At 64.2% G+C, this 26614-nt stretch carries 29 protein-coding genes; 17 read left to right on the forward strand and 12 right to left on the reverse strand.

Annotated features, from left to right (window positions below):
- Positions 1 to 450: 450 nt before the first annotated feature.
- The 5 genes from istA to AC4QBL_RS02435 all read left to right on the forward strand — a co-directional run bounded on the left by istA (position 451) and on the right by AC4QBL_RS02435 (position 5155).
- Positions 451 to 1962, forward strand: coding sequence for an IS21 family transposase (gene istA / locus AC4QBL_RS02415; RefSeq protein WP_472906279.1), 1512 nt, complete (start codon positions 451 to 453; stop codon positions 1960 to 1962).
- Entirely contained in the window at positions 1949 to 2713 is a 765-nt protein-coding gene (gene istB / locus AC4QBL_RS02420) for an IS21-like element helper ATPase IstB (RefSeq protein ID WP_472906280.1), read from the forward strand. Before istA ends, istB begins: the two co-directional genes overlap by 14 nt.
- Positions 2710 to 2928, forward strand: a complete 219-nt coding sequence (locus AC4QBL_RS02425; RefSeq protein WP_472901141.1) for a hypothetical protein — start codon at positions 2710 to 2712, stop codon at positions 2926 to 2928. Before istB ends, AC4QBL_RS02425 begins: the two co-directional genes overlap by 4 nt.
- A gap of 886 nt (positions 2929 to 3814) precedes the next feature.
- Positions 3815 to 4219 carry a single-stranded DNA-binding protein gene (locus AC4QBL_RS02430; protein WP_472908045.1) on the forward strand — a complete coding sequence of 135 codons (405 nt, stop codon included), beginning with the start codon at positions 3815 to 3817 and terminating at the stop codon, positions 4217 to 4219.
- A gap of 75 nt (positions 4220 to 4294) precedes the next feature.
- A complete protein-coding gene (locus tag AC4QBL_RS02435; protein WP_492131623.1) occupies positions 4295 to 5155 on the forward strand; it encodes a DUF932 domain-containing protein in 861 nt (286 codons plus the stop codon).
- Between the two features lie 103 nt (positions 5156 to 5258).
- Here the strand turns inward: AC4QBL_RS02435 and AC4QBL_RS02440 are convergent, their stop codons facing one another.
- Genes AC4QBL_RS02440 through AC4QBL_RS02450 form a run of 3 tightly spaced genes read right to left on the reverse strand, consistent with a single transcriptional unit; the run spans position 5259 to position 6885 of the window.
- Positions 5259 to 5729, reverse strand: coding sequence for a hypothetical protein (locus AC4QBL_RS02440; RefSeq protein WP_472908043.1), 471 nt, complete (start codon positions 5727 to 5729; stop codon positions 5259 to 5261).
- Positions 5726 to 6469: a StbB family protein gene (stbB, locus tag AC4QBL_RS02445; RefSeq protein WP_472908042.1), complete on the reverse strand. Its 744-nt coding sequence runs from the start codon at positions 6467 to 6469 to the stop codon at positions 5726 to 5728. The genes AC4QBL_RS02440 and stbB overlap by 4 nt, the downstream gene beginning before the upstream one ends.
- Positions 6466 to 6885, reverse strand: coding sequence for a hypothetical protein (locus AC4QBL_RS02450; RefSeq protein WP_472908041.1), 420 nt, complete (start codon positions 6883 to 6885; stop codon positions 6466 to 6468). Before AC4QBL_RS02450 ends, stbB begins: the two co-directional genes overlap by 4 nt.
- A gap of 294 nt (positions 6886 to 7179) precedes the next feature.
- Between AC4QBL_RS02450 and AC4QBL_RS02455 the strand changes: the two genes are divergently transcribed.
- Positions 7180 to 7752 carry a hypothetical protein gene (locus AC4QBL_RS02455; protein WP_472908040.1) on the forward strand — a complete coding sequence of 191 codons (573 nt, stop codon included), beginning with the start codon at positions 7180 to 7182 and terminating at the stop codon, positions 7750 to 7752.
- 407 nt (positions 7753 to 8159) lie between these two features.
- Here AC4QBL_RS02455 and AC4QBL_RS02460 read toward each other — a convergent pair whose 3' ends face one another.
- The 7 genes from AC4QBL_RS02460 to merT all read right to left on the reverse strand — a co-directional run bounded on the left by AC4QBL_RS02460 (position 8160) and on the right by merT (position 15762).
- Positions 8160 to 11297 carry an efflux RND transporter permease subunit gene (locus AC4QBL_RS02460; protein WP_472908039.1) on the reverse strand — a complete coding sequence of 1046 codons (3138 nt, stop codon included), beginning with the start codon at positions 11295 to 11297 and terminating at the stop codon, positions 8160 to 8162.
- The gene (locus AC4QBL_RS02465) at positions 11294 to 12955 is read right to left on the reverse strand and encodes an efflux RND transporter periplasmic adaptor subunit (protein WP_472908038.1); all 1662 of its coding nucleotides are present in this window, start codon (positions 12953 to 12955) and stop codon (positions 11294 to 11296) included. Before AC4QBL_RS02465 ends, AC4QBL_RS02460 begins: the two co-directional genes overlap by 4 nt.
- Positions 12956 to 12959: 4 nt before the next feature.
- Entirely contained in the window at positions 12960 to 14357 is a 1398-nt protein-coding gene (locus tag AC4QBL_RS02470) for a TolC family protein (protein ID WP_472900200.1), read from the reverse strand.
- A gap of 107 nt (positions 14358 to 14464) precedes the next feature.
- Positions 14465 to 14821, reverse strand: a complete 357-nt coding sequence (locus AC4QBL_RS02475) for a hypothetical protein (RefSeq protein WP_472900199.1) — start codon at positions 14819 to 14821, stop codon at positions 14465 to 14467.
- Positions 14822 to 14877: 56 nt separating this feature from the next.
- Positions 14878 to 15099 (reverse strand): GDCCVxC domain-containing (seleno)protein, encoded by a 222-nt coding sequence (locus AC4QBL_RS02480; protein ID WP_472900198.1) that lies wholly within the window; start codon positions 15097 to 15099, stop codon positions 14878 to 14880.
- Positions 15096 to 15380 carry a mercury resistance system periplasmic binding protein MerP gene (gene merP / locus AC4QBL_RS02485; RefSeq protein WP_472900197.1) on the reverse strand — a complete coding sequence of 95 codons (285 nt, stop codon included), beginning with the start codon at positions 15378 to 15380 and terminating at the stop codon, positions 15096 to 15098. Before merP ends, AC4QBL_RS02480 begins: the two co-directional genes overlap by 4 nt.
- Positions 15381 to 15390: 10 nt before the next feature.
- Positions 15391 to 15762 (reverse strand): mercuric ion transporter MerT, encoded by a 372-nt coding sequence (gene merT / locus AC4QBL_RS02490; protein WP_472900196.1) that lies wholly within the window; start codon positions 15760 to 15762, stop codon positions 15391 to 15393.
- 42 nt (positions 15763 to 15804) lie between these two features.
- Between merT and merR the strand changes: the two genes are divergently transcribed.
- Positions 15805 to 16212: a mercury resistance transcriptional regulator MerR gene (gene merR / locus AC4QBL_RS02495; protein WP_472900195.1), complete on the forward strand. Its 408-nt coding sequence runs from the start codon at positions 15805 to 15807 to the stop codon at positions 16210 to 16212.
- A gap of 120 nt (positions 16213 to 16332) precedes the next feature.
- Here the strand turns inward: merR and AC4QBL_RS02500 are convergent, their stop codons facing one another.
- Together AC4QBL_RS02500 and AC4QBL_RS02505 are read right to left on the reverse strand one after the other, a co-directional pair.
- The gene (locus AC4QBL_RS02500) at positions 16333 to 17736 is read right to left on the reverse strand and encodes a heavy metal sensor histidine kinase (protein WP_472908037.1); all 1404 of its coding nucleotides are present in this window, start codon (positions 17734 to 17736) and stop codon (positions 16333 to 16335) included.
- Positions 17736 to 18422: a heavy metal response regulator transcription factor gene (locus AC4QBL_RS02505; RefSeq protein WP_472900193.1), complete on the reverse strand. Its 687-nt coding sequence runs from the start codon at positions 18420 to 18422 to the stop codon at positions 17736 to 17738. The genes AC4QBL_RS02500 and AC4QBL_RS02505 overlap by 1 nt, the downstream gene beginning before the upstream one ends.
- 146 nt (positions 18423 to 18568) lie before the next feature.
- On the opposite strand from AC4QBL_RS02505, the gene AC4QBL_RS02510 reads away from it, so the two are divergent.
- The 10 genes from AC4QBL_RS02510 (at position 18569) to AC4QBL_RS02555 (ending at position 26614) form a co-directional block, all read left to right on the forward strand.
- Complete coding sequence (locus AC4QBL_RS02510; protein ID WP_472908036.1) at positions 18569 to 19678, forward strand: TolC family protein; 1110 nt, start codon at positions 18569 to 18571, stop codon at positions 19676 to 19678.
- A 13-nt stretch (positions 19679 to 19691) separates the two neighbouring features.
- A complete protein-coding gene (locus tag AC4QBL_RS02515; protein WP_472908035.1) occupies positions 19692 to 21092 on the forward strand; it encodes a multicopper oxidase family protein in 1401 nt (466 codons plus the stop codon).
- Between the two features lie 68 nt (positions 21093 to 21160).
- Entirely contained in the window at positions 21161 to 21652 is a 492-nt protein-coding gene (locus AC4QBL_RS02520; protein WP_472908034.1) for a cupredoxin domain-containing protein, read from the forward strand.
- A 148-nt stretch (positions 21653 to 21800) separates the two neighbouring features.
- Positions 21801 to 22037 (forward strand): copper-binding protein, encoded by a 237-nt coding sequence (locus AC4QBL_RS02525; protein WP_472908033.1) that lies wholly within the window; start codon positions 21801 to 21803, stop codon positions 22035 to 22037.
- A gap of 137 nt (positions 22038 to 22174) precedes the next feature.
- On the forward strand, positions 22175 to 22537 hold the full coding sequence (locus AC4QBL_RS02530) for a c-type cytochrome (RefSeq protein WP_472900188.1): 363 nt from the start codon (positions 22175 to 22177) through the stop codon (positions 22535 to 22537).
- A gap of 103 nt (positions 22538 to 22640) precedes the next feature.
- Entirely contained in the window at positions 22641 to 23132 is a 492-nt protein-coding gene (locus tag AC4QBL_RS02535) for a hypothetical protein (protein WP_472900187.1), read from the forward strand.
- Between the two features lie 11 nt (positions 23133 to 23143).
- Positions 23144 to 23599, forward strand: coding sequence for a DUF302 domain-containing protein (locus AC4QBL_RS02540; protein WP_472900186.1), 456 nt, complete (start codon positions 23144 to 23146; stop codon positions 23597 to 23599).
- Between the two features lie 11 nt (positions 23600 to 23610).
- Positions 23611 to 23850, forward strand: a complete 240-nt coding sequence (locus AC4QBL_RS02545) for an SHOCT domain-containing protein (protein WP_472900185.1) — start codon at positions 23611 to 23613, stop codon at positions 23848 to 23850.
- Between the two features lie 109 nt (positions 23851 to 23959).
- Positions 23960 to 24223 (forward strand): DUF2933 domain-containing protein, encoded by a 264-nt coding sequence (locus AC4QBL_RS02550; protein WP_472900184.1) that lies wholly within the window; start codon positions 23960 to 23962, stop codon positions 24221 to 24223.
- Positions 24224 to 24226: 3 nt separating this feature from the next.
- Complete coding sequence (locus AC4QBL_RS02555; RefSeq protein WP_472908032.1) at positions 24227 to 26614, forward strand: heavy metal translocating P-type ATPase; 2388 nt, start codon at positions 24227 to 24229, stop codon at positions 26612 to 26614.

Raw genomic sequence — 26614 nt, forward strand, 5'->3', positions numbered from 1 at the left:
TGCCCACTGCCCAACACGCACCACCACAGCCGCCGTCACCACCGCCCAGACGTTTTCTGTGCGCCCTGTGTCGCAGCCCTGTGCTCATCTGCAGCCACTGCGACCGCGGCCAGCGCTACTGCAGCGCAGTCTGCTCACTCCAGGCCAGAAGTTGCGCCCAGCGCGCCGCTGCCAAACGCTACCAGGACAGCCGCAAGGGCCGCCACGCTCACGCCACACGCCAGGGGCAATGGCGCGCGCGCCAACAAATAGTGACGCATCAGGGTGGCCCACCACCGCCCTGCGCTGATGTACTCCCATCCAGCGACGCAACCGCTCTGAATCCAGACGCAAGCCAGCGCTGCAAGTGCCAGTTTTGCGGCCGTTCGGTCTCGGCTTTTGTGCGTCAGGACTTTCTGCGATGCCGCTTTCGCCATCCATCCCAACCTTCCGTATGGAGTACCGACTCACATGGCCATTTCACCTGAACTCAAGGCGCAGATCCTGCGCTACCACCACGCCGAGCGCTGGCCGGTGGGAACCATCTCGTCCCAGCTGGGCGTGCACCGCGAGACCGTCATGCGCGTGCTCACCCAGGCCGGCGCGGCCCCAATCGTGCCCGCACAACGCACTTCGGGCGTGACCCCCTACCTGCCCTTTATCCAGGAGACCTTGAAGCAGTTCCCCAACCTCACGGCCAGCCGGCTGCACACCATGGCCGCCGAGCGCGGTTACGAGGGGCGCCCCGACCACTTTCGCCACATCGTCGCCCGCCACCGTCCGCGCCCCCCAGCACAGGCCTACTTGCGCCTGCGCACCTTGCCCGGTGAACAGGGGCAATGCGACTGGGGCCACTTCGGCCACATCCAGATCGGGCAAGCCCGCCGACCCTTGATGGCCTTCGTGATGGTCCTTTCCTGGTCCAGACGCATCTTCCTGCGCTTCTTCCTGGGCGCGCACATGGAGAGCTTCCTGCGCGGGCACGTCCAGGCCTTTGAATCCTGGCACAGCGTTCCCAGGGTCGTCTTGTACGACAACCTCAAGAGCGCGGTGCTCGAACGCAAGGGGCAGGCCATCCGCTTCAATCCCACGCTGCTGGCACTCTCGGCGCACTACCGTTTCGAGGCCAGGCCCGTGGCCCCGGCCCGGGGCAATGAGAAGGGGCGCGTGGAGCGGGCCATCCGCTATATCCGCACCGCCTTCTTTGAGGGACGCAGCTTCACCGATATCGACGATCTCAATGCCCAGGCCGATGCCTGGGTGGCTGGTCCTGCCAGCGCTCGGCGCTGCCCCGAGGACTCCCAGCTGTCGGTGCAGCAGGCCTTTGACCAAGAGCGCTCGCACCTGATGGACATCCCGGCCACACCGTTTTGTTGCGATGAGATCCGCGGCGTTACAGCGGCCAAGACACCCTACGTTCGGTTCGATCTGAACGACTATTCCATCCCCCACACCCACGTTCAGCGCAGCCTCACCGTGCACGCCAGCTTGCGTGAGGTGCGTATTCTGGACGGCCAGCAGGCGCTGGCCTCGCACCCGCGTTGCTGGGACAAGGCTCAGCAGATCGAGATCGAGGCCCATGTGCAGGACCTGGTGCAGCACAAGCGAGGCGCGCGAGCGCACCGCGACACGGACCGCCTGGTACACGCGCTTCCTCAGGTGCAGGATTTGCTGACAGAGGCGGCCAAGCGGGGTGAGCCGTTGGGGCGGATCGCCCGTGAGTTGCAGGAGCTCCTGGACGTGCATGGACGCACGCAGATGATGGCCGCCGTCACGGACGCCATGAGCCGCGGTGTGCCGCACCCCCATGCGGTTCGTCTGGCGCTTGAGCGCCAGCGTCAGAGCAAGAGCCAGCAGCAAACCCCGCCCCCGCTGGGCGTGGCCCTGTCTGCGCAGGTGCGCGCGCGCGACATCGCCGTGCGCCCCCACAGCCTGGACGGCTATGACCGCCTCACGCAGGAGGGTGACGATGCCAACAACTGATTCGGCCACACTCAAACTCCGAGCCCAGGCGCTGCAACTACACGGGGTGCTGTCCCACTGGGATACCTGCTGCACAGAGCCCTGGGTGGGCACGTTGCTGGAATGGGAGGAGCACGAGAGAAGTCGCCGCTCCATGGAGCGCCGGCTGCACAGTGCGCGCATCGGGCGCTTCAAACCCCTGGTGGATTACGACTGGAGCTGGCCCGAGCAGATTGACCAGGCCAGCGTGAGCGAGCTGATGACGCTGCAGTTTCTGCACAGTGCCAGCAATGCCATCCTGGTGGGCCCTTCTGGCGTGGGCAAGACAACCATTGCCCAGAACATTGCACATCAGGCGGTGCTGCAAGGGCACACCGTCATGTTCACCACCGCCGGCAAGCTGCTGGGCGAGTTGGCCAGCCTGGACAGCGATTCGGCACTGCGTACAAGACTGCGCCACTACGCCAGACCCGCGCTGCTGGTCATTGATGAGGTCGGGTATCTGTCGTATTCCAGCCGGTATGCCGATCTGCTGTTCGAGTTGATCAGCCGGCGCCACGAGCACAAGAGCACGCTGATCACCACGAACAAGTCCTTTGCCGAGTGGGGCGAAGTGTTCCCCAACGCGGCCTGCGTGGTCGCCCTCGTGGACCGCCTAGTTCACCACGCCGAAATTGTTGGCATCAAGGGCAACTCGTACCGGCACAAGGAGGCGCAAGAACATGCCCGGGCGCGCACGGTAAAGCGCAAGCCTTCAAAGGAGACCGTATGAAACCGTGGCATCCGCCTTCAGGACTGCGCCAAGGGCTGCCATTCGCGGTGGACGACACCTGGACACCGGAACAAGCCATGGCGGTGATGGAGTTGCTCGATGATCTGCGCGATCGCGTCTGGACCCATTACGGAGGGGTCATCCAGGATCTGCTGCGTGCGCAGCGCGTGACCACTGATTCACTGGAAGACTTTGACACGGACTTGCCGTTCTGAGCGCCAACGAGTCTCCCGCGCCAACAACAAGGGCCCCTGACGGGGCCCTTGTTGTTGGCACGCTCAGCACCGAAAACCGCACCCAGAATCGGCCACCAAAAATGAACGCCGGATTACGTCACCAAATTCCGCCACCACTTACCGCCGCCAAATTTACGCGGGTTTAGACCGCCGCTAACAGTAACCCCTGGGGCCTTCTGCCCCAATTTTTTTGTTCTTGATCAGCGCACTGTGCGCGTGCACAGGGGGAGGGCGAAGTATGGCCGGTGTTCACCGGCTACAAAAGGGACAGCGGCCCTTTCCCGTGCCCGGGGATCGCGGTCTGGTTTCCTTCCCGCTGCTCGGGAACGAGCCCGCTGGACGAACTGGCGTTCGGTCCACTCCCGCCGCTGCGCTGTGGTCCCGTCCCGCCCGCCAGATCGTCCCCCCGGTCACCCGCCATGCCCGAAGCCGGGCCGCTGGAAACCCCGGAGTCCTGAACCCCTGAAGTGATCGCAGCGGCTCGAACGCCGCGCCAGTCGCTGCGCTTGGTGTCACGCCGTCCGCAGAGACGCCGCTGCTCGGTTCACCCGGCCGCCTGCGCTTCGCTGGTCGCCCGAAGAGGCTCGGGCAGCGCGTGCGCCAATGGGCCCACCGTCATCCCCCCACGGCGCCCCCATCCACAGGTGAGGGGGACTTGTGGGGGGATCTTTCAGCGGTGGGCCAGGTGACTGGCTCACTGTTTCGTGCTGCAAGGTTTCCCCATCCCCCACCCCTTCCCGAGGGAAGGGGCCTTGCCCACCCCCCGCCCGCCCGTGGGCGGGAGCGAGGGAGTCCGAGCGAGAGGATCAGCTTTGAGGAGCCCGGATCGGGGTCCGGCTGATTCGCTCTTGCAAGGAGTTTCACCATGGCCAACGTTCAAGTCATCCAGCGCCACGCGCACCTGGCTGGTGCCGTCAAGCTCGAATTCGTCAACGGGCGCGAAGGCAAGCTCGCCAAGGCGACGCTGACCGCCATCAGCAACCAGCACCGCGGCAGTGGCGAGGACCGCGAGGAACGCGCGGTGTCGATCCGCTGGACCCTCTGGGGCAAGCAGGCCGAACACGCCGCCGAGTACCTGGGCAAAGGCTCCCACGTCAACCTGGTGGGCCGGCTGCACAACAACAACTACCAGGACGCCGAAGGCGGCGAGGTCTACGCTATCGAGTTCACCGTCGAAGACATCGACTACCTCGACAGCAAGGCCGAGAGCGAAGCCCGCCGCAGCCGCCACACCCATGACTCCCTGGCACGCCAGCCAGCCACCGCCTGAAGCACCACACCGGGCGGTCCGGCCGCCCGATCTCCTCATACCTTTTTCTTCATTCCCCGAACCAGGAGCATCACCATGATCTCTACCGCCCATTCCCCCCGTCTGGCCGCCCGCTTTGGTCAGAACACCTTCGTCATCCGCAGCGAGACCCCGCTGGCCGAAAACCAGATGCGCCGGGCCGCGCCGTCCATCTTTGCCGAAGGCAAACACGGCAGCCGTTCCGAGCGCTACACCTACATCCCCACCATCGACGTGCTGCGAGGTCTGCGGCGTGAAGGCTTCGAGCCTTTCATGGTGGCCCAGAGCAAGAGCCGCATCGAAGGCAAGACCGAGTTCACCAAGCACATGATCCGCATGCGCCATGCTGGGCAGGTGAACACCCGGCCCGAGGCCAACGAGATCATCCTGATCAACAGCCACGACGGCGCCAGCAGCTACCAGATGCTCGCGGGCGTTTTCAGGTTTGTATGCTGTAACGGTCTGGTGGTGGGCGACGTCACCAACGACTTCCGCATCCCGCACAAGGGCAACATCCAGGACGAGGTGATCGAAGGCGCGTTCCGGGTGCTGGAGGACTTCGAGTTGGTGGACGCGTCCACCAACAGCATGAAGGCCCTGCCGCTGCAGCGCGAGGAACAGCAGGCTTTTGCCACAGCTGCCCTGGCGCTGCGATACGGTGAACGAGGGGAGGGCGAACCACCGGCCCCGGTGACCGCAGAACAGTTGATCGAAGCCCGCCGCCCGGAAGACTTCGGCAACAGCCTGTGGACCACGTTTCAGCGGGTGCAAGAGAACGCCTTGCGTGGTGGCCAGCCCGGTCGCGGTGCAAAGGGGCGGCGCTTTCACACCCGCCCGGTGGCCAGCATTGACCGCAGCGTGAGCCTGAACCGGGCGCTCTGGGTGCTGGCCGAAGAGATGCGCAAGCTCAAGGCCTGATCAGGCCCGGCACCACACCACCCTCGCCGGGCGGTGTGGTCCATCTGAGTTTCCGAAACGCTCGCCGGCTGTCGCCGGCTCGCGCGATCCCGGCCGCGGCTTCTCACCGAAGCCACAGCCAGGCGGCCATCGCCCAGCTGATGGCCGAAGCAAGCACCGCTGTCGCGGCGTGCAGCAGCCACCCTTCCCAGGGCCGTGCATCCTTGCGGGCCAGTTCTGCCACGTCCTGCAGCGGCAACGTTACCCGCTGCAGGGTCGGGCCGACCTCATTGCGGAACACCACACGGGCCGCTTCCTCCATGGCCCGGGTCTGTGTGTCCACAGTCCTCTGGGCCATTTCGTCGGCGCGGCGGGCAATGTGCTTCACCGTCTGCACCTTCGCGTTCTCGGTGATTTCATCCATGCGTTTTGAATACGCTTCGACCTTCTCCGCCAGATCGGTGCTGGTACTCAGCAACTCCATGCGGCTTGCGTCCAGTTGGGGTGCCAATTTCTCGACCCGATCCAGCAAGGTCCCCAGATCGCCGATGGCCACCGCCATCAGCTCTTCCCGGGCCGTGACCAGGTCGCTCACTGTGCCTGCCGTGCCATCGGCATCACGTTGCTGGCGGCGCTCTCGGCCAGACCGAGCGCCGCAAAGCAGGCATCCAGCTGCGGCAACACACCAACCGCAAGCCGCCGTGTGGCCAGCTTCTGGGCCAGTACGAGCTTTTCTGCGGTGCTGCTGGCCTTGACGATCAAGGCCTTGTAGTCGGTGTCGTCACGGGCCAGGGTGGCAAGGTCGGCATTGCTGCCCCGGATGCGCCCGTACACCTCGTTGGGCCCCAGATGGCAGGCCACGTTCTCTGTGGCGATGGGCTGCGCTTTGAGGAAGGCCCGCAACAGGTCGAAGTGCGCCGGGACATCTGCGGCGCTGCTGACCATGTTGAACACCAGCCGCACCCTTGAAAGGGAGACGCCCAGCCGCGCCAGCTCGACCAGGGTGGCGATGGTGTCCTGCTGCTGCTTGAGGGCCGGCACCGTGGGAACCACGAACGCATCGAAGTCCTCATGACTGCCTTGGTACTTCTGCATCAGGTCGAGCAATTCCTCCACGTTGCTGGCCCCAATGTCCACCACCGCGTTGTCCATGGTCTGCAGGAGTTCCTGCAGCTCGCCAAACTGCCGACCACGCATCGCATGGCCTTCGCCATCGGCCGCGTTCAGGCTCTCCACAGAAAACAGCTCCGCGCCGTCTATGCGCGGCAGCAGCAGGTGCCTGGCGATGGTGGTTTTGCCCACGTTCCCCGAGAAGTTGATGACGGCGATTTTCATGACGGGTCCTTTGCGCTGAGCCTGGCGCGGGCCAGGGGGTTGGTGATTCGGCTGCTGGCGAACGCTTCGGCGATCTCTTTGCCGCTGCGCAAGTCCGTTTCCACGGAAACGACCTGAGGTGACTGGGGCTCGGTGGTTGATGTTGGAGATGCGGACACCTGCGACTGAGTGAGAACAAGTGGAAATTCATCTGGACGAACACCGGATCCCGCGCCCTGTGCGCTGGAAGCTGCTTTGGTGGCCTTGGCCACTTCGCGCTGCACGGTTGCATTGCTCACGTGCACGCCAACTGCAGCCAAGGCCGTGCGGATCGCTTCGAAGGTGTAGCCCTGGGCGCGCAGCTCCCGCATGTCCTGCGCAAAGCGCCTGGCCTTACGGGAGCTTCTGCCCGGCGGATCGGTTGGAACCAGTTTCATCGTTCGGTTTCAGGTCAGGTGTTGCTTGTCCGTTCGTCACTCGCTGATCAGTTTGTGCAGTGGCTGTTTGCCTGCTGTTCACTGCACATGCTGTCTGGTCACTTCCTGAGCGGTGCTGCTCGGTACGTGCTCATCTTCAACCCGCCTGGTGCCTGTTCGCCTGCTGGATTTGGGCCCAAATCCAGCAGCGTCAGAGCCTCGATTCAGGCCAATACTGGGTTCATGGGTGAGTGCAGAGATAGGCGGCCTGCCGCCACTTTCACAAGCGCTCCGCGCTCCTCCATTCGTCGGTCCATGAACACCTCCTCCCATGACTTCGTCACGGTTGAAATGCGCGGCTTGAAAGCCTCGCTGGTGGCCCGTGCGCAGGCGCAACGGGTCAGCGTGTCGGAGCTGGTGCGCAGCGCTGTGGCACGCGACCTGGGCCTTTCGGTGGAGGGTGAGCCCCGTGTCGGGGAGATGTCCCAGAGGACTGGGCGAACCACCAACGTCAAGCTGTCGATCCGCATGACGGCCCAGGAGGCTTCGCAACTGGCTGCCGGTGCCCGAGCCGCATGCCTGTCGCGCGGTGCGTACCTGGCCGGACTGGTGGCCAACGTGCCCGTGCTGTTAGCCGGTGGCGGCCGGACCAAACACATTGCCGCGCTCAGGGTTTCCAGCGACGAACTGGCGACCCTGAGCCGAAACATCCACTGCCTCAATGTGCTGTTGCGTCAGGCCAATGTGGAGCCCGCCTGGCCCTACCGCGACATGCTGGACACGCTGGCTGGCGACGTGCGCCGCCACCTGGAGCTGGCCGCTCGCGCCCTGGCTGACCTGCAACCGCGCAGCCGGAGCGCAGGGTCAACCACGTCCCCCACCAAGTAGCGAAAGGAGTTCGCCATGGCTATCCCGCCATCACTCCTATCCATCTCCCTTCTGTTCCAACTGATGGGGTCGGACTGTCCGACCCCTCTGGCCTGTCAAGCTGCTTGACAACTCAGACCGGTGGCAACGCGCATCGAGCACGAGCACGAGTCGCCCGTAGTCTGGGAATCCAAGGGCCGGTGTGCAGCGTTTGCAGACGATTGGAGCAGTCAGTCGAATTCACACTGATCGGCTCAAACCGGCCGTTGGCCTTGACGACAAACGCCGGTCCGAATGGCGGAAGTGCGCAGCACCGCAGTCATCGGGGATCCCCGGTCGGCTGGCGCTGTGCCGTCGACCGCATCATCCTGGCAAGGCCAAGAGCGGCGGTCGAGCATATTCACAACCGCCACCCTTGTTTTGCGGCATCAAGACCGGATAGGCTCAACGTTTGGCCGCCTCATCAACCGATAGATGACCGGCACCACCAGCATGGACAGCAGCGGGGCGCTGAGCATCCCGCCCACCATCGGCGCGGCGATGCGCTGCATCACTTCGCTGCCCGCGCCCGCGCCCCAGAACAGGGGCAACAAGCCGGCCACGATCACCGCGACAGTCATCGCCTTGGGGCGCACACGCAGGACGGCGCCTTCGCGGATCGCGTCGAGCAGGTCGACATCGGTGTTCAACCCGGTCTCCAGCCGCGCGGCCCAGGCTTGCTTCAGGTACAGCAGCATGATCACGCCGAACTCGGCCGCCACGCCAGCCAGCGCGATGAAGCCGACCACGCTGGCCACCGACAGGTTGTGCCCCAGCGCCCAGAGCAGCCAGATGCCGCCGATGAGCGCAAAGGGCAGCGTGGCCATGATCAGCAGGGCCTCGTCGAGGCGGCGGAAGGTCAGGTACAGCAAGAGAAAGATCACCAGCAGTGTGAACGGCACCACCAGTTTGAGCTGGGCGCTGGCGCGCTCCAGGAACTCGAACTGGCCCGACCACGACACCGAGTACCCCGCTGGCAGCTCCACCTGATCAGTCACGGCCTTTTGCATGTCCAGCACGGCGCCGCGCAGGTCGCGGTCGCGGATGTCCACATAGACGAATCCGGCCAGTCGCGCGTTTTCGCTGCGAAGCATGGGCGGGCCGTCGGTGATGCGCAGGCGCGCCACATCGCCAAGCACCAGGCGCTGGCCGCGTGGCGTCACGATGGGCAGATTGCGCAGGTCGGCGAGCGAGTCGCGGGCGTCGCGCGGGTAGCGCAGGTTGATCGGGTAGCGTTGTAGCCCTTCAACGCTCTCACCGATGTTCATGCCGCCCACCGCACCCGAGACGACGGCCTGCACGTCGGCGATGTTCAAGCCGTAGCGCGCCGCATCGTCGCGGCGGATGTCCACGTCAATGTAGCGGCCACCGCTCAGGCGCTCGGCCAGCGCGCTTGTGACGCCGGGCACGCCTTTGACCACCGCTTCGATCTGCTTCGTAAGGCGGTCGATGGTGGCCAGGTCGGCGCCTGCCACCTTCACGCCTACCGGGCTTTTAACACCCGTGGCGAGCATGTCGATGCGGTTGCGGATCGGAGGCACCCAGATGTTGGCGAGGCCGGGCACGCGAACCGTGCGGTCCAGTTCGTCCACCAGCTTGTCGGGCGTCATTCCCGCTCGCCATTGTTCGCGCGGCTTGAACTGGATGGTGGTCTCGAACATCTCCAGCGGCGCCGGGTCGGTGGCGCTGTCGGCCCGGCCAGCCTTGCCGTACACGCTGGCTACCTCGGGCACGGTCTTGATCAGTCGGTCGGTCTGCTGCAGCAATTCGGCGGCCTTGGCGGCCGAGAGGCCTGGCAAGGCGGTTGGCATGTACAGCAGATCGCCTTCGTCCATCGGTGGCATGAACTCGGCACCAATGTGCTTGAGTGGCCAGAGGCTCACACCCAGCAGCAAGGCCGCCACCAGCAGGGTCGACTTCGGCGCCTTGAGCACCGCATTGAGCACCGGCCGGTACAGCGCGATCAGGCCCCGGTTCAGTGGGTTGGCGGTCTCCTCAGGGATGCGCCCGCGCACCAGGTAGCCCATCAGCACCGGGATCAGGGTTACCGCCAGTCCGGCGGCCGCCGCCATGGCGTAGGTCTTGGTGTAGGCCAGCGGAGCGAACAGTCGCCCCTCCTGGGCCTGTAACGTGAACACCGGGATGAAGCTCAGGGTGATGATCAGCAGCGAGAAAAACAGGGCCGGGCCGACCTCTGCAGCAGCGTGACCGATCACCTGCCAGCGGGTCTCGCCTTCGAGCTCCTTGCCCGGGTGTTCGTGCGCCCAGCGTTCCAGATGCTTGTGGGCGTTTTCGATCATCACCACTGCCGCGTCCACCATGGCACCAATGGCGATGGCAATGCCGCCGAGCGACATGATGTTGGCGTTCACGCCTTGTTGATGCATCACGATAAAGGCCGCCAGAATGCCTAGCGGCAGCGAGACGATGGCCACCAGGGCGCTGCGCAGGTGGAAAAGGAACAGCGCGCACACCAGTGCCACCACGCCAAACTCCTCCAGCAGCTTGATGCCCAGGTTGCTGGCCGCGCGCTCAATCAAGCCCGAGCGGTCGTACACCGGCACGATTTCCACCCCTTCGGGCAATCCGCGTTGCAGCTGCGCCAACCGCGTCTTGACCGCCTCGATGGTCTGCAAGGCGTTCTTGCCTGAACGCATGACCACCACCCCGCCAACCGCCTCACCCTCACCGTTGAGCTCGCCGATGCCGCGCCGCATTTCCGGCCCAATTTGCACGCGCGCCACATCGCCCAGTCGCACCGAAACACCGGCGTCGGTGGTCTTCAGTGGCAGCGCCCGGAAGTCGTCCAGGGTCTTCAGGTAGCCGTTGGCGCGCACCGCGTATTCGGCTTCACCCAGTTCCAGCACCGAGCCACCGGACTCCTGGTTGCCGCGCGCCACAGACTCACTCACCATCTGCTGCGTGATGCCGTAGGCCGCCAGTTTGTCCGGGTCCAGCACGATCTGGTGCTGGCGCACCATGCCGCCGATGCTGGCGACCTCGGCCACGTCGGGCACGGTCTTGAGCTCGAAGCGCAAGAACCAGTCTTGCAGCGAACGCAGTTGAGCCAGGTCCTGCCGCCCGGTGCGGTCGATGAGCGCATACTGGTAGATCCAGCCCACGCCGGTGGCGTCGGGGCCCAGCGACGACTTCGCCGTGGCCGGCAGGCGGGACTGCACCTGGTTCAGGTATTCGAGCACCCGCGAGCGCGCCCAGTACAGGTCCACACCATCGTCGAACAGCACGTAAACGAAGCTGTCGCCAAACATGGAGAACCCGCGCACGGCCTTGGCGCCGGGCACCGAGAGCATGGTGGTGGTCAGGGGGTAGGTGACCTGGTTTTCCACCAGCTGCGGTGCCTGGCCGGGCCAGGTGGTGCGGATGATGACCTGCGTGTCCGACAGGTCGGGCAGCGCGTCCAGCGGCGTGCGCAGCATCGAGACCACACCCCAGGCGGTGATCATCACCGTGGCCATCAAGACCAGAAAGCGGTTGGCAATGCTCCAGTGGATCAGGCGCGCGATCATGGCTTCGCTCCCGAGGCGGCGGGCTGGATGCGCGTGATCTGGGGGATGTCGCCATCGCGCATTTCAAACTCGATAACCACCGATTGGCCTGCCGACAGATCCTTCGGTCTCTGGTCGACTGGTGGCAGCCCGAAGTCCATCGTCATGGCCGGCCATTTGAGCGCCGGTATGGCCGGGTGGTCGAGGGTGACCGTGTCGCCATCCACCTCTTTGACCTTGGCGGGCGTCTGATGCGTTGCCGCTGGCATGGTGTTGTTCGGCTCCGGCATCGCCATCGGCTTGTCCATTCCCGCTTCCGGCGCCGGGCTCAGCCGAGCCAGCAAACCGTTGAGACTGGCCTCGGAATCGACCAGGAACTGGCCCGAGCGCACCACTTTCTGGCCGGCTTGCAGACCTTGCAGAATCTCGGTCTGGTCACCCGCTTCGCGGCCGGTGCGCACCTCCACCGGCGAGAAGCGGCCATCGCCTTCGGCCAACATCACCACGCTGCGCTGGCCGGTGTGGATCACAGCATCACTCGGCAGCAACAGCACCTTCCCGGCATCGGGGTTGGCCAAGCGCATCTGCACAAACATGCCCGGCACCAGCCGGCCCTGCGGGTTGGCCAGTTCCAGCCGCGCCTTGATCGTGCGGGTGGCCGGGTCCACCGAGGGCAGCAGCGCCTGCAGCCGACCGGTGAAGGTCTGACCTGGGGCGGCCGGGCTGGTGGCGCTGACCTCGGCGCCGGGCTTGAGCTGGGCGACCTGGCTCTCGGGCACCTGGCCTTCGGCCCAGACGCTGCCCGTGCCTTGCAGCCGCATCAAGGTCATGCCCGGCATCACGGTCGCCCCTTCGCTCACCATCAACTCCGTCACCACACCGCCGAGCGGGGCGCTCAGCGTGAAGCGGGGTTGCAGATTGCCGCTGCGCACGACGTGATCGATCTGCGCCGGGCTCATGCCCGCTTGGCGCATGCGCTGCTGTGCCGCCTCGCGCAAGGGCACCAGCTGCGCGTCCTGCTCGGCCATGCGGGCCACAGCCAGGTATTCCTCCTGCGCTGCAACCCAGCTGGGCACATAGATGTCGGCCAGCGGCGCGCCCTTGGCGACGCGGTCCTGCGTTGCGCGCACGTGCAGACGCTCGACGAAACCCATCGACCGGGCGCTGACCAGCACCTGGTCCCGCTCGTTCCAGGCCACGTTGCCGACCACCGACACCGGGCTGTCCAGCCGGCCTTCGGTCACTTCCACCGTGCGCAACCCCAGGTTTTGCTGCACGCGCGAACTCACCGTCACACCGCCGGTGTCGGTCGCGCCGCCACTACCGGCGTAGCGCGGCACCAGCAGCATGTCCATGAAAGGCGACTTGCCGGGGGCATTGAAGTTCTTGCCTGGCACCATGGGGTCGTGGTAATTGAGGATTTTCGAGCCGGTCACCGGGTCCAAGTCGCCAGCCTTCAGGCCGTCACGCATGTGGCGCTCGGTGGCCTCGAATCCCTGGTTCATGCTCCAGGTGCTGGGGTCTTGTGTCGAGGTGCTGGCCTCGGTGGGCGCGCCCTGGAGAGTGGCCGTGCCCATGTTCATGCCGGCGTTCATGCCGGCGGTCCAGGCGCCATAACCCACGGCGCTCAGGATGGCCAGTGCTACGGCAGTCAGGCCAATGGATGTAGAGGTTTTCATGGTGTCAGTTCTTCTGCATTGGGGAAGCAGCCGCGTCAGTCGCAGTTGCAGCGGCGGTGGGACTCATGTCGGCGGAGTCGGGCAAGAGGTATTCGAGCCGGGCCCACAGGCGCGACGTCGAGAGCTGCACCTCGATGCGTTCCATCTCCAGCACCACGGCCATGCGCCGGGCGGCGAGCACATCACCCAGCCGGGCGTTGCCGCCGCTGTAGGCCGCCTGCGCCAGGTCGGTGCGCTGGCGTGCCAGGGGCAGGCGCTCCTTGTCGATCAGCGCCAGTTGTTCCAGACCGCCACGCCAGGCCGCCAGCCAGCGCTCGGCCTCGACGAGGGCCTCGCGCGAGCGCTCTTCGCGCTCGGCCTGCAGCTCGTCCACTCGGGCCAGCCGCACAGCCAGCAAGCGGTCCTGCCGCTGCGCACGGTTCCATTGCAGGGGCACCGACACCGCCAGCGAAACCATGTTGTCGTAGCGCGGGCGCCGATGGCTGAACATCAGCTCGCCGCTCCAGTCGGGCTGGCGATCCTGCCGCGCCAATTCGGCGTCGGCCTCGGCGGAGGCCAGGCGCGCGCTAGCCAACACCAGGTCCGGGTGCTGCTGCAACCGGGGCGCGAATCCCGTTGCCGAAAGCGCCAATGAAGCCAATGCTGGTGCATCGCCCAAGGGCTGATCAAGCGGCATGCCGGTCCAGCGGGCCAAGGTCTGGCGCGCATTGACCAGGGTGGCCTCGGCACCCAGCAGGGCTTGCTGCGTCTGGGCAACCGCGTCGCGCGCACTCAACCAGTCCAGCGAAGGGCTGCTGGCACCAGCGGGCAGCGCGCCACGCGTGGCCGCTTCGGCCGCCTGGAGCTGCAGGCGGTTCTCGCTCAGCTGCGATCGCAACAGTGAGACCCGCTTCTCTTGCGCGTGCCGCTCCCACCACGCGATGGCGGTATCCCGCCGCAAGTTGGCCGCGCGCTGTGCCCGCATGGCCAGGGCCACCTCGGCTTCGCGCTCGTAGCGTTGTGAGCGGGCCTGACGTTTTCCCTCAGCGGGGAACGCCTGCATCAAAGAGACGGCCTTGCTGGTCATGGGCTCGGCCGATGTGCTGAGGCGATTGTCGCCTTCAATAGGCAGGCTGTTGAGCGAGAACCGCAGCACCGGGTCGGGCCGTTGACCGGCGGCCACGGCGGCTTCCCGCGCCGAGCGGGCCGCGGCGTCCTGCGCACTCAATGCCTGAGAGCGTGCCAGCGCGGCTTGAACGGCGGTTGAAAGCTCCAGCGGCCCGTGGTCCGATGCGCGGGCGGGTGGTGCGATGCCCAGCCACAGGGCGATCAGCAGGGTGGCGGTGTTGACGATGTATTTGGGCGCGATCGCGCGAACCACCGGCCTTGCATGCCGGTTCATGCCTGTTGAATAGGCTTGCATTTCTCTGCTCCATGAAGATGAACCGGGCTGCGCGCGACAAAGGCATGCAGCCACGTCACGGACTGCGCACTTACCTCAGCGGCAGCGCACAGACCGAATCAACGGAGTCAGAGCGTGGGGGGACGCCAGACGCTGGCGGGAGCACCGCCAGGGGGCGCGAACGAGACGGTCACGAGCAGGACGCTCGACGACTGGGACTGAACTACGGGCTGCGAAAAGGGCAACACCCAGCCGGCGGGCGCCTGGCATTCCTGGCCGGTCTTGCAGAGTTTTCCGGTCGCCGCTGCTGTTGCTGCGTCGTTGCAGCAGTCACTGAGGTCAGCCATCACCTCACCAGCATCTGCGCCTTGCATCGCCATCGCCATCGCCTCACCTACGGGGCAAGGCGTTTGCACAACAGCACCTGCAGCCCAGCCCTGAAGCGGGATGGACAAGCACAGCAGGAGAGCGATGAAAAAACGCATCAGCGGATTCTAGGCGCACATGGCCGACTCAAGTCGGCGGTGCCGGTTGATCTTGATCAAAGGTCACCGCATTGGTTGCAGTTGCCGGCCTGGATGGGCGGGCACGGAACAGTGCCGTAGGAGCAAAACACACAACAGTCACCCGCCAGGGGCTTGAGCAACTCGTGACACCGCTCACATTTGTAGAACCACTGGCACGCGTCGGTGGGCATGGTTTCGGTTTTGCTGTGCCCACAATGGGGGCAGGTGAGCGTGGAGATCAGGTTCACCGCGCTCATGGCTTGCGCTCCGCCAGGGTGGATGGATAACCCGCTCCAGCAGTGGCGCGCGTCAAGGCATCGACCTGGGTCCGTTCGTTGTCAAACGTGACCAGGGCTTCTTTGCGCTCGAAGTTCACATGAGCCTGGCTGACCCCGTCCACCTGAAGCAGGGCCTTCTTGATGGTGATGGGACAAACAGGGCAGTCCATGGTTGGCACCGACAGCCTGACGGTTTGAGGGGCAGTCGATGCCGTACCTGCCAGCAGAAGGAGCGCCAGAGACAGCGAAACTTTTTTCATGGTGGGCCTTTCAGTAAAACCAGTGGGCGACGAATGGGAACACCAGCGCCACGGCGATCAGGGCCACTGCCAATCCAAACAACCACTGATAAGCGCGCTTGACCCGTGGCAGCGCACAGACCTGGCCCGGTTCGCAAACCTGGGTCGGCCGCCAGATGCGGCGCCAGGCCAGCACCAATGCAAGCACTGCCACCCCGAGGAACACGGGTTGCAAGGGACCCAATTCAGTCAAGTGGCCGATCCATGCGCCAGAAATGCCCACAGAGAGCAACAGCAAAGGACCGATGCAGCAGGCAGACGCAAGCAGGGCCGCCAATCCGCCTGCCAAGAGGGCCAACAAGCCAGTTTTCTGAGTGGAATCACGGGGTGTATGGGTATTCATGGCGTAAGCTTAGGGCCGTACCTGAGTACGGAGTCAAGCACCATGTCCAACATTTTCACCATCGGAGCCCTGGCACAAGCCGCCGGGGTGAATCTGGAAACGATCCGCTTCTACCAGCGGCGGGGACTGATGCCCGAGCCCGCCCGGCCACAGGGCAGCATCCGCCGCTATGGCGACGTCGATCTGGCGCGTGTGCATTTCATCAAGGCAGCGCAGCGCCTGGGTTTCAGCCTGGACGAGGTGGCCGAGCTGCTCAAACTGGAAGACGGATCACACTGCGATGAGGCCCGCGCGCAAGGAGAGAGGAAACTGACTGACGTACGCGCCCGACTTGCGGATTTACAGCGCATCGAAATTGCCTTGTCTGAACTGGTGGAACATTGCCACAGTGCTCGCGGACGGGTGTGTTGTCCATTGATCGCATCGCTACAAAGGTTGGGCGTGGATTAGCGAAGTGCGATCGAAAATCGAGCATGGTGTTGGCAGGCGCAAACCTCCAACCCAACTCGGCAGAGACAGCACCTTCGCAACGGGAGAGCACAACAGGTAAGACAGTAACGGGCGCATGGGTCAAGCCATGGACGTTAAAGCCCAAGTGGAAAAGCACAGGCAAAACGTGGTCATCTGATCATTGGATGCTACCGATGCCGTTCCGCCGTGGGCCTCCATGATGGCTCTGATGATGGACAGACCCAGACCCGTTCCTTCTGAGTCAGGGTTACTGCGCGACTTCTCTGCCCGGTAGAAACGGTCGAACAGCCGTGGGAGGTCGGCGGCAGGGATTGCGGGACCGGCGTTGTGCACGCAAAGCTGGATCTGACCGTCACCCTGGGTCACCGACACCCGCACAGGTCCGTTCGGCGGCGAGTACCGTATCGCGTTGGACAGCAGGTTACTGATCGCGCGGCGGATCATCAGCCGGTCGCAAACGATATGCGCATTTCCATCCGCTTCCATGACAATTTGCTTCTCCTCCGCCAGCGCTTCGTAGAATTCGAACAGGTCCCGTACCTCGTCGATGAGCGACACGGTCTCGCGGTTCGGCAACTCGATCCCATGTTCCGTTTTGGCCAGGAACAACATGTCAGAGACCATCCGGGCCAGTCGCTGCAGCTCTTCGGCATTGGACGCCAGGATGTCTTGGTACACGCTCACGTCCCGCTTCTGCGCCAGCGACACCTGGGTCTGGGTCAGCAGGTTGTTGATGGGGGTTCGCAATTCGTGCGCCAGGTCGCCAGAGAATTCCTGCAAGCGTGAAAAGTCCGCCTGAAGCCGGCCGAGCATGTCGTTCAACCCTTGCGCCAGATCGGAAAATTCCACCGGAACCGCTTCGACAGGCATGCGCTGATCAAGCTTTTGGGCGGTGACTGTCATCGTGCGCTCCCTTATGACTCGCAACGGCTCCAGGCCACGGCGGGCGGCCCACCACCCCAGTAGACCGCTGATCAAGATCGCGCCTATCAGGTAGAGCGCCAGAGTGCGTCTGAGCGACTGCATGAAATGGGTATGGTGCGCTGTGTCCAGTGCGATCAGCAGTTCTAGTGGTGCGCGGTCAGCGGCCTGGCCCGGCCAACTTGCAGGAGGTCGCAACGCTGCTCTCAGACCGCGCAGGGATTGGTCACCAACCCTCCAGTCGAATGTGCGCCCATCTGCACCGATGGATGACGGCAAAGTGGATAACACCGATCCTTTTTCGCCATACACTTTCTCCGCGTTATTGCGCAGCTCGACAAGCAATCCGCGGTGACTCGTCAACAACTCATCAAGGCGAGTCATCGCAATCGTCGGTGAGCGTGAGTCACCGACGATGGTTCGCACAAGGTCGATCTTGTCCTTGAGGTAATCCGTATCGAGTTCGACAAAGTGTCGAATCACCGCGTACGAGACCAAGAAGCCCAGCCCGACCAGAACGCAGGCCGATACCAAGGTATACAGCGCGGTCAGGCGCGCCGTCAGCGACAACTGGCCGAACATCAGTGTGTGTGCTCGGGTGCTTCGAGGACGTAGCCCATCCCGCGGACAGTCTGGATCAGGCGCGGTTCAAATGCATCGTCCACCTTGGCCCGCAAGCGCCGCATGGCCACTTCGATCACATTGGTATCGCTGTCAAAATTCACGTCCCACACCTGCGAGGCGATCAGGGAGCGCGGCAGCACCTCGCCATGGCGGCGCATCAGCAGCTCCAGCAGACCAAACTCCTTGGCCGTCAGGTCGATGCGCTTGCCAGACCGGGTCACCCGCCGGCGCAGCAGGTCGAGCTCCAGGTCGGCTACTTTCATCGAAGTGGGTTCGAGACCTGAACGGCCGCGTCGCAGGACCGTCCGGACCCTGGCCAGCAACTCGGCAAACGAAAACGGCTTGACCAGGTAGTCGTCAGCACCCAGTTCCAGGCCTTTGACGCGGTCTTCGACTTGATCGCGTGCCGTGAGGAAGAGCACGGGCATCTGTCGCCCCTGACTGCGCAGGCTCTTGAGCACCTGCCACCCGTCCAACCCAGGCAGCATGACATCCAGGATCACCAGATCGTGGTCCCCCTCCAGGCCATGGTGCAGACCGTCAATGCCATTGGTGACGAGGTCCACGGCAAAGCCGGCCTCGCGCAGGCCTTGGCTGAGGTAGTTACCCGCTTTGGGTTCGTCTTCAACGATCAGAATTTTCACGATCACATTCTCCTGACCGGAAGTTTGCTCGAAATGGTGCATGCGTGACGAAAACTGACATTTTTGTAATCCAGCCGACAGGGTTGTGACGGACTCGGGTCACCATACTTCGCCCCACTTGATTCATATCAAAAGGAGCGATAGCAGTGAAATCTTTGTTCAGTTACCGAGCCACAAGCCAGGTGCTGGTGGCGGGCCTGTTGGCCCTTCCATTTGCGCTGGCTGCGCAGACCGCCAGCTCGACACAGGAGGCCGACTGGCGTCGCGCCAACGACGCGGTGGGGGCGCTCAAGCGCGGCCATGTTGACGTGCTCAAATGGGAGCAGGCCAATGCCAGTACCGCCACCCCGACTCCAGAAAGCACCCCGGGTGTAGCCATCCCCACCGCGGACACAGCGGTCCGGATGGCCTGGATGGTGCACCGCGATCTGGCCCGTCCGTTGGCTCGGCTGGGTCCAAAAAACGAACAGCTGATCGCTGAAGGCCGCTGGACTGAACTCGACCCCAGCCTTCAACGTCGTGTCGAGGACGCCGGTGAGGTGCTGGAGGTGGCAGCGGTGGGGCGTAAAGCCTGGATCGAGGCAGTGGCAGCCCAACAGGTGTTGAAGCACCAGCGTGACATGCTCGAAGCCGCGCAGGCGGCCTTTGAGCTGGGACAGCGCATGGTGACGGTGGGCAACTGGAGCAAACTGCAACTGTCCCCCGTTCAACTGGCGGCATCCAACGCACGCATGAATTTGCGGCGAGCCCAGCAAGCCGCCGCTCAGGCGCAGGCCGCTTTGGTCAAGACGATGGGGCAAACAGGCCTGCAAGATGGCTTTGAGTTGCCGGACCAGCTGCCGGCCATCCCGGTGCAACCCACGACACTCGACGAACTGCAGAAGCGCGCCGAAGCGGTTCGCAACCACTTGCCAGGTGCCGAAGGCCTGCGCAATCGTGCTCTGTCGAAGTCGGCCATGAACGTCTATTGGGCTGCCCACGCCTTGGCACAAGACAGCCAGGGAGAGATTCTGAAAACCCGTGAGTTCATCACCGAAGAGACGGTGCTGCACTACAACGGCATGCTCAAGAGCGTATGGGACCTGCTGGACGAAGTACAGAACCAGTCCCAGGCCACGGTTGATGCCATCAGCGCACAACGCGACTTCTGGCTCGCCGAAGCCGATCTTCAGTGGGTCTTGCAAGGCGGAGAGCCCGACAGTTTTGTGAGCCTGGGGGGCGCCGGTGGCGATGCCCCGGCAGCAGCAGCGCATTGAAAGGACACAACACATGACCAAAACCAATTCCAATACCAACTCCAGGCGCCAGTTTTTTGCAGGTGCCGCAGCCTCCGTGGCCGGCCTGGCCGTGGCGCGATCCGCCTTGGCGGGTTTGCCAGAGCCGGTCATGCAGACGTCGGTGGAAACGGCGCCGCCTTTGATCCCGACAACCGGTCGCCCGTACAACCCCGTGGTGACCCTCAACAGCTGGACCTTGCCTTGGCGCATGAACAACAACGTCAAGGAATTCCATCTGGTGGCCGAACCCGTGGTTCGCGAAGTCTCGCCTGGCTTCAAGGTCAACATGTGGGGCTACAACGGGCAGAGTCCTGGGCCGACCATTGAAGTGGTTGAGGGTGACCGCGTGCGCATCTTTGTGACCAACAAGCTGCCTGAGCACACCACAATTCACTGGCATGGTCAGCGCCTGCCCAACGGAATGGACGGCGTCGGCGGTCTGAATCAGCGCGCCATCCCCGTAGGCAAGACCTATGTGTACGAGTTCGAGGCACGACGCCCCGGCACCTTCATGTACCACCCACATGCGGATGAAATGGTACAGATGGCCATGGGCATGATGGGCATGTGGGTGACCCACCCCAAGGCCAAGCACCCGCACATCAGTGAGGTGGATCGGGACTTCTGCTTCCTGCTCAACGCCTTTGACGTGGAGCCTGGTAGCAAGACGCCCAAGATCAACACCATGACGGACTTCAACATCTGGTGCATGAACAGTCGGGTGTTCCCGGCCATCGACACGCTCAATGTGCGCTTGAATGACCGGGTGCGCATCCGGGTTGGTAACCTCACCATGACCAACCACCCGATCCACCTGCACGGGCACGAGTTTCTGGTCACGGGCACCGACGGTGGCCCGACCCCGCCCAGCACGCGCTGGTACGAGGTCACCACCGATGTGGCCGTGGGTCAGATGCGCCAGATCGAGCTGATTGCAGACGAAGAAGGTGACTGGGCCATGCACTGCCACAAGAGCCACCACACCATGAACGCCATGGGGCACGATGTGCCCACCATGATTGGTGCGGACCACCGCGGTCTGGTCAAGAAGATTCAGAAGGTCGCGCCCGACTACATGTTGATGGGCGAACGCGGCATGGCCGACATGGGCGAGATGCAGATGCCCATTCCCGACAACACGGCGCCCATGATGACCGGCACCGGCCAGTTCGGACCGCTGGAAATGGGCGGCATGTTCACGGTTTTCAAGGTCCGCAAGGACCAGAAACCGGGCGACTACAAGAATCCGGGTCACTACAAGTTCCCCGAAGGCACCGTGGCGTACGAATGGAGCGGTGCGCTCCCGCCAGCACCACGCCCAGCGGCCAGCAGCGACACGACGCCGGCAACAGCCAAGGCCATTAAACCCATGGCCAAGGGCATGTCTCACTGACTGACTCACGCATCACCTAAAAACCGCTTTCCTCTACCGTTTCCCAACTCAACCCTGAAAGAAGTCCTATGAAACTCCACAAGTTCAACATCGTCTCGCGTGCTGGTTTTGCTTTCGCTGCTACAGCTTTGGCTGCATCTGCTGCCTTCGCTGGTGGCACCCACGGCGGTGGGCACGATGAATCGCCTATCGGTGAGGCAGGCGTCGCCGCAAACGTCACGCGCACGATCGAGGTGGACGCAGCAGACAGCATGCGCTTCACGCCGTCGAACGTGTCGGTGAAGAAGGGCGAAACCATCCGCTTTGTCATCAAGAACTCCGGCAAGGTGCCACATGAGTTCAGCCTCGGCACAGAAAAGGAGCTCAAAGAGCACTACGAAGTTATGAAGAAACATCCGGGCATGGAGCACGAAGAGGCCAACAAAATTTCCCTCAAACCAGGAAAACAGGGCGAGGTGATCTGGCGTTTCACCAAGCCCGGTGTGGTGGACTTTGCCTGCCTCCATGTGGGCCACTACGAAGCCGGCATGAAGGGTCAGGTCAAAGTGGCGGCCAAGTAAGCCGCCTCCAATTGGTGTCAAAACAATTCAACGACGAGGATTCAAAGTGAAACTGCGAATGATTTTGAGCGCAACCGCGCTAACTCTTACGGCCATTTCCATCAACCCCGTGTTTGCTCAAACGAACATGGATCAAGGAAAAACGGGTATGGCGGCAGCGCCTGGCATGACCGACGGCGAGGTGCGCAAGATTGACAAGGACGCCGGCAAAATCACCATCAAGCATGGTGACATCAAGCACATGGACATGCCCGGCATGACCATGGTCTTCACGGCCAAGGACAAGGCCTTGCTGGACAAAACCAGCGTTGGGGCCAAGATTCAGTTCATCGTCACGAATGAGAACGGTCAGATGACGGTGACGGACATCCAGCCGGCGAAGTGAACCTGAGTTTTCAGCGTCTCCGGTTGGCTGCGGCTCTCCTGGCATTGGCTGGGGTAGCCGCAGCCCTTTTTTGGTCGCGATCAGCTGGCCTCGACCAGTCAGCTCCTGCTGGGCTGCTTCGCCCGGATGACGTTGCGATGCTCAAGCAAGGCGCGCAGATCTATCAGGCCCGGTGCGCAATTTGCCATGGTGTGAAGCTGGAAGGGCAAACGAATTGGCGGGAGCGGGGTGCCGATGGCCGCTTGCCGGCGCCGCCTCACGACGGGAGCGGCCACACATGGCACCACCCGGATGATGTGTTGATCCGCATCACCAAACAAGGGGTAGCGAAGGCCGTTGGCATGCCCGACTATGCCACCAACATGCCCGCCTTTGGCGATTCGCTCAGCGATGCCGACATCGTGGCGGTTCTGTCCTGGATCAAGTCGCAGTGGTCACCTGAGACCCGACGCCACCACGACGACATCAATCGCCAGGCCCTGCAGCAGTCGCCACGCTGAGCCTGACGTTGTTGTCATCTTCGGGTCATCTTGGTGACCTGGGTCGAGCCCTACAGTGACCCCATGGCATCTCGCCATGCGTTCCCTCAAATAAGGAATCGATATGTCCACCTTGATCCGAACCCTTCTGGCCGTAGCTGTCGCCGGCACGGCATTTGCCGTCTCGGCACAACAAGCGGAAGAGCACACCCAGCACCACCCCTCCACTTCGGCAGCCAGCACCACGACCCAGCAAGTCACACCCCAGGCCGGTGTGCCCATGGGCATGTGGTCGATGCCGCAGATGCAACAGCACATGCAGCAGCACATGGCCACGATGCAAGCAATGCACACCAAGATGGCAGCCGCCAAGACACCGGCCGAACGCGAGGCGCTGATGGTCGAACACATGAAGGCCATGCAAGAAGGCATGGACATGATGAAAGGCATGAAGCCCATGGGTGGCATGGCGGGCATGCAGGGGATAGGCGCCCCGGGCGCGGCCACGCCGGACCTGACACAGCGCCATCAAATGATGGAAATGCGCATGGACATGATGCAGAGCATGATGGAGATGATGATGGACCGCATGCAGTCGGTCCCGGCGACAAAGTGAGGAGACCGACCATGGCCACCATACCCAGCACACAGGCGCCGCGGACGGCCACCGCCTATGGTTTTCACTGCGAGATCACCGATACCGACTTCGCCAAGGCCGTCGCGCGCGTCGTCGATGCGCTGAAGACCGAGGGCTTCGGCGTTCTCACCGAGATCGACGTGCAGGACACCATGAAAGCCAAGCTCGGGATCGATGGGCGACCGTACCGGATTCTCGGTGCCTGCAATCCGCCGCTCGCGCACCGCGCCCTGGAGGCGGAGCCCGACATCGGCCTTCTGCTGCCCTGCAACGTGGTCGTTCGTGAAAAGCCTGATGGCCAGATCGGCGTCGCGTTCATGGACCCAGTGGCCGTGCTGCAGATGACCAGCAACCCCGAAATCGCACGCGTCGCCCACGAGGTACGCGGACGTCTGGAGCGGGTGAGAGCGGCACTGGTCCAGGCAACCGGCAGTGCCCAGGAGTGAAGGAGATGCACATGTTCTACGACAACGGTTTCTTCATGGGCGGCATGCACGGGTTCTGGTGGATCTTCTGGATTACCTTGATCGGCGTGCTCGTCTTCTACGGTTGGGGTCGCCCGAGCGAGCAACGCCGACGGCCGCGCGAAACACCTCTTGAGGTTCTGCAACGGCGGCTGGCCAGCGGCGAGATCTCGCCCGAACAGTACGAAGAGCGCAAGGCCTTGCTCGACCGGGATGCGGTGGACAAGGGCTGAATCTGCGGCTGAGTGTCCAGCTGACGGGCCTTGACCTTTACATGATGTCAAGGTTTATCTTGGATCCATCGGTGTCTGCCACACCGATGGATTCGACAGGAGAACACAAATGACGACAACCCATCACGGACAACGGACCGTTGCACGGCGCGCGCCCGGCGTCGGCCGCCTGCTCAAGCTCGCGCTGCTGATGGTCGCTCTGATCGGCGGCTTCTACCTGCTGCGCCAGCACTGGAGCCATGTCGCCGGCAATTGGATCTACCTGCTGCTGCTGGCCTGCCCGCTGATGCATCTGTTCCACGGCCATGGTGGGCATGGTGGTCATAGCGATCACCGATCGGCACCCGGCCCGCGCGGCGACAAGGACGCGTGAGCCATGGACACGCGCACCTCGCACGATCACGCCGGCCACGGCCACCACCACTCGCCCGCCACGCACGATCAAGAGGGCTCCCGGGGTCCGAAGGACCCGGTGTGCGGCATGTCGGTTACGAAGGACTCCGAACACCACGTCGAGCACGACGGCCTACCGTACTACTTCTGCAGCGCCAGGTGCCGCGGCAAGTTCGTCGCCGACCCGGCCCGCTACACGTCGGCCAAGGCGAAGCCAATTGCCGCCGAGCCGCCGCCACCCGCCGGCACGATCTACACCTGCCCGATGCACCCGGAGATCCGCCAGGACCATCCCGGCGACTGCCCGAAGTGCGGCATGTCGCTCGAGCCCGAGATGCCCACGCTCGACGACGAGAAGAACCCGGAACTGGCCGACTTCTCGCGCCGCTTCTGGTGGACGCTGCCGTTCACCGTGGCGGTGACGGTCCTGGCCATGGGCGGCCACCGCTTCGGCTGGTTCGCGCCCGGCGTGCAGACCTGGATCGAGCTGGTATTGACGCTGCCGGTCGCGCTGTGGGCCGGCTGGCCCTTCTACGTGCGCGGCCTGAAGTCGGTGATCCACCGCAGCCCCAATATGTGGACGCTGATCGGCCTGGGCACCAGCGTGGCCTTCGTCTACAGCGTCGTGGCCACGGTGGCGCCGCAGATCTTCCCGGCCGCCTTCGTCAGCAACGGCGTCGTCGCGGTCTATTTCGAGGCGGCGGCGGTGATCATCTCGCTGACGCTGTTTGGCCAGATCCTGGAGCTGAAGGCGCGCTCGCAGACCTCGGCCGCGATCAAGTCGCTGCTCGGCCTGGCGCCGAAGACGGCGCGCCGGATCAAGGACGACGGCAGCGAGGAAGACGTGCCGCTGTCGCACATCCATGTCGGCGACCGGCTGCGCGTGCGTCCCGGCGAGAAGGTGCCGGTGGACGGGGTGGTCGAGGAAGGCAGCAGCGCGCTCGACGAGTCGATGCTGACCGGCGAGCCGCTGCCGGTGAGCAAGCGAGCCGGCGACAAGGTCATCGGCGCCACGATGAACACCAGCGGCGCGCTGGTCATGCGCGCGGACCATGTCGGCTCGGCCACGGTGCTGTCGCAGATCGTGCAGATGGTCGCCCAGGCCCAGCGCTCGCGCGCGCCGATGCAGCGCATGGCCGACCGGGTGGCCGGCGTCTTCGTCGTCGCGGTGGTCGCCATCGCCGTGCTGACCTTCTTCGCCTGGGGCCTGTTCGGCCCCGAACAGGGCTGGGTCTTCGGCCTGATCAATGCGGTGGCAGTGCTGATCATCGCCTGTCCCTGTGCGCTGGGCCTGGCCACGCCGATGTCGATCATGGTCGCCACCGGCAAGGGCGCGACCAGTGGCGTGCTGTTCCGCGACGCCGCGGCGATCGAGAACCTGCGCAAGATCGACACGCTGATCGTCGACAAGACCGGCACGCTGACCGAGGGCCGTCCGGCCTTCGAGAAAGCCATCGCGGCCGACGGGTTCGAGGACGCGGAAGTGCTGCGCCTGGCCGCCAGCCTCGACCAGGGCAGCGAACACCCGCTGGCCGCGGCCATCGTCGCGGCGGCGCGCAAGCAGGGGCTGGCGCTGGCCAAACCCAAGGACTTCGATTCCGAGTCCGGCATCGGCGTGCGCGGCCAGGTCGAGGGTCGGTCGCTGGCACTGGGCAACACCGCGCTGATGGACCAGCTTGGTGTCGAGGTCGAGCCACTGGCCGAGCAGGCCGAGGCGCTGCGCGCCGAAGGCGCCAGCGTCATGCACCTGGCGGTCGATGGCCGGCTCGCGGGCCTGCTGGCGGTGTCCGACCCGGTCAAGGACACGACGCCCGAAGCCTTGAAGTCGCTGCACGCGGCCGGCCTGCGCGTGGTCATGGCCACCGGCGACGGGCTGACCACGGCCCGCGCCGTCGGCCGGCGGCTGGGCATCGACGAAGTGCATGGCGAGGTCAAGCCGGCCGACAAGCTGGCGCTGGTCGAGAAGCTGCAGAGGGAAGGCCGGGTCGTCGCGATGGCCGGCGACGGCATCAACGATGCGCCCGCGCTGGCCAAGGCCGATGTCGGCATCGCGATGGGCACCGGCACCGACGTGGCGATGAACAGCGCCCAGCTCACCCTCGTCAAGGGCGACCTGCGCGGCATCGCGACGGCGCGCGCGCTGTCGGTGGCGACCGTGGCCAACATGAAGCAGAACCTCGGCTTCGCCTTCGTTTACAACGCGCTGGGGGTGCCGCTGGCGGCGGGCGTGCTGTTCCCGCTCACCGGCTGGCTGCTGTCGCCGATGATCGCGGCGCTGGCGATGAGCCTGAGTTCCGCGTCTGTGATCAGCAATGCGTTGCGCCTGCGAGCGAGCTCAACTCAGAGCGGCGCTCCACATCCGGGCCATTGA

This window comes from Hydrogenophaga sp. L99 (assembly GCF_058731905.1).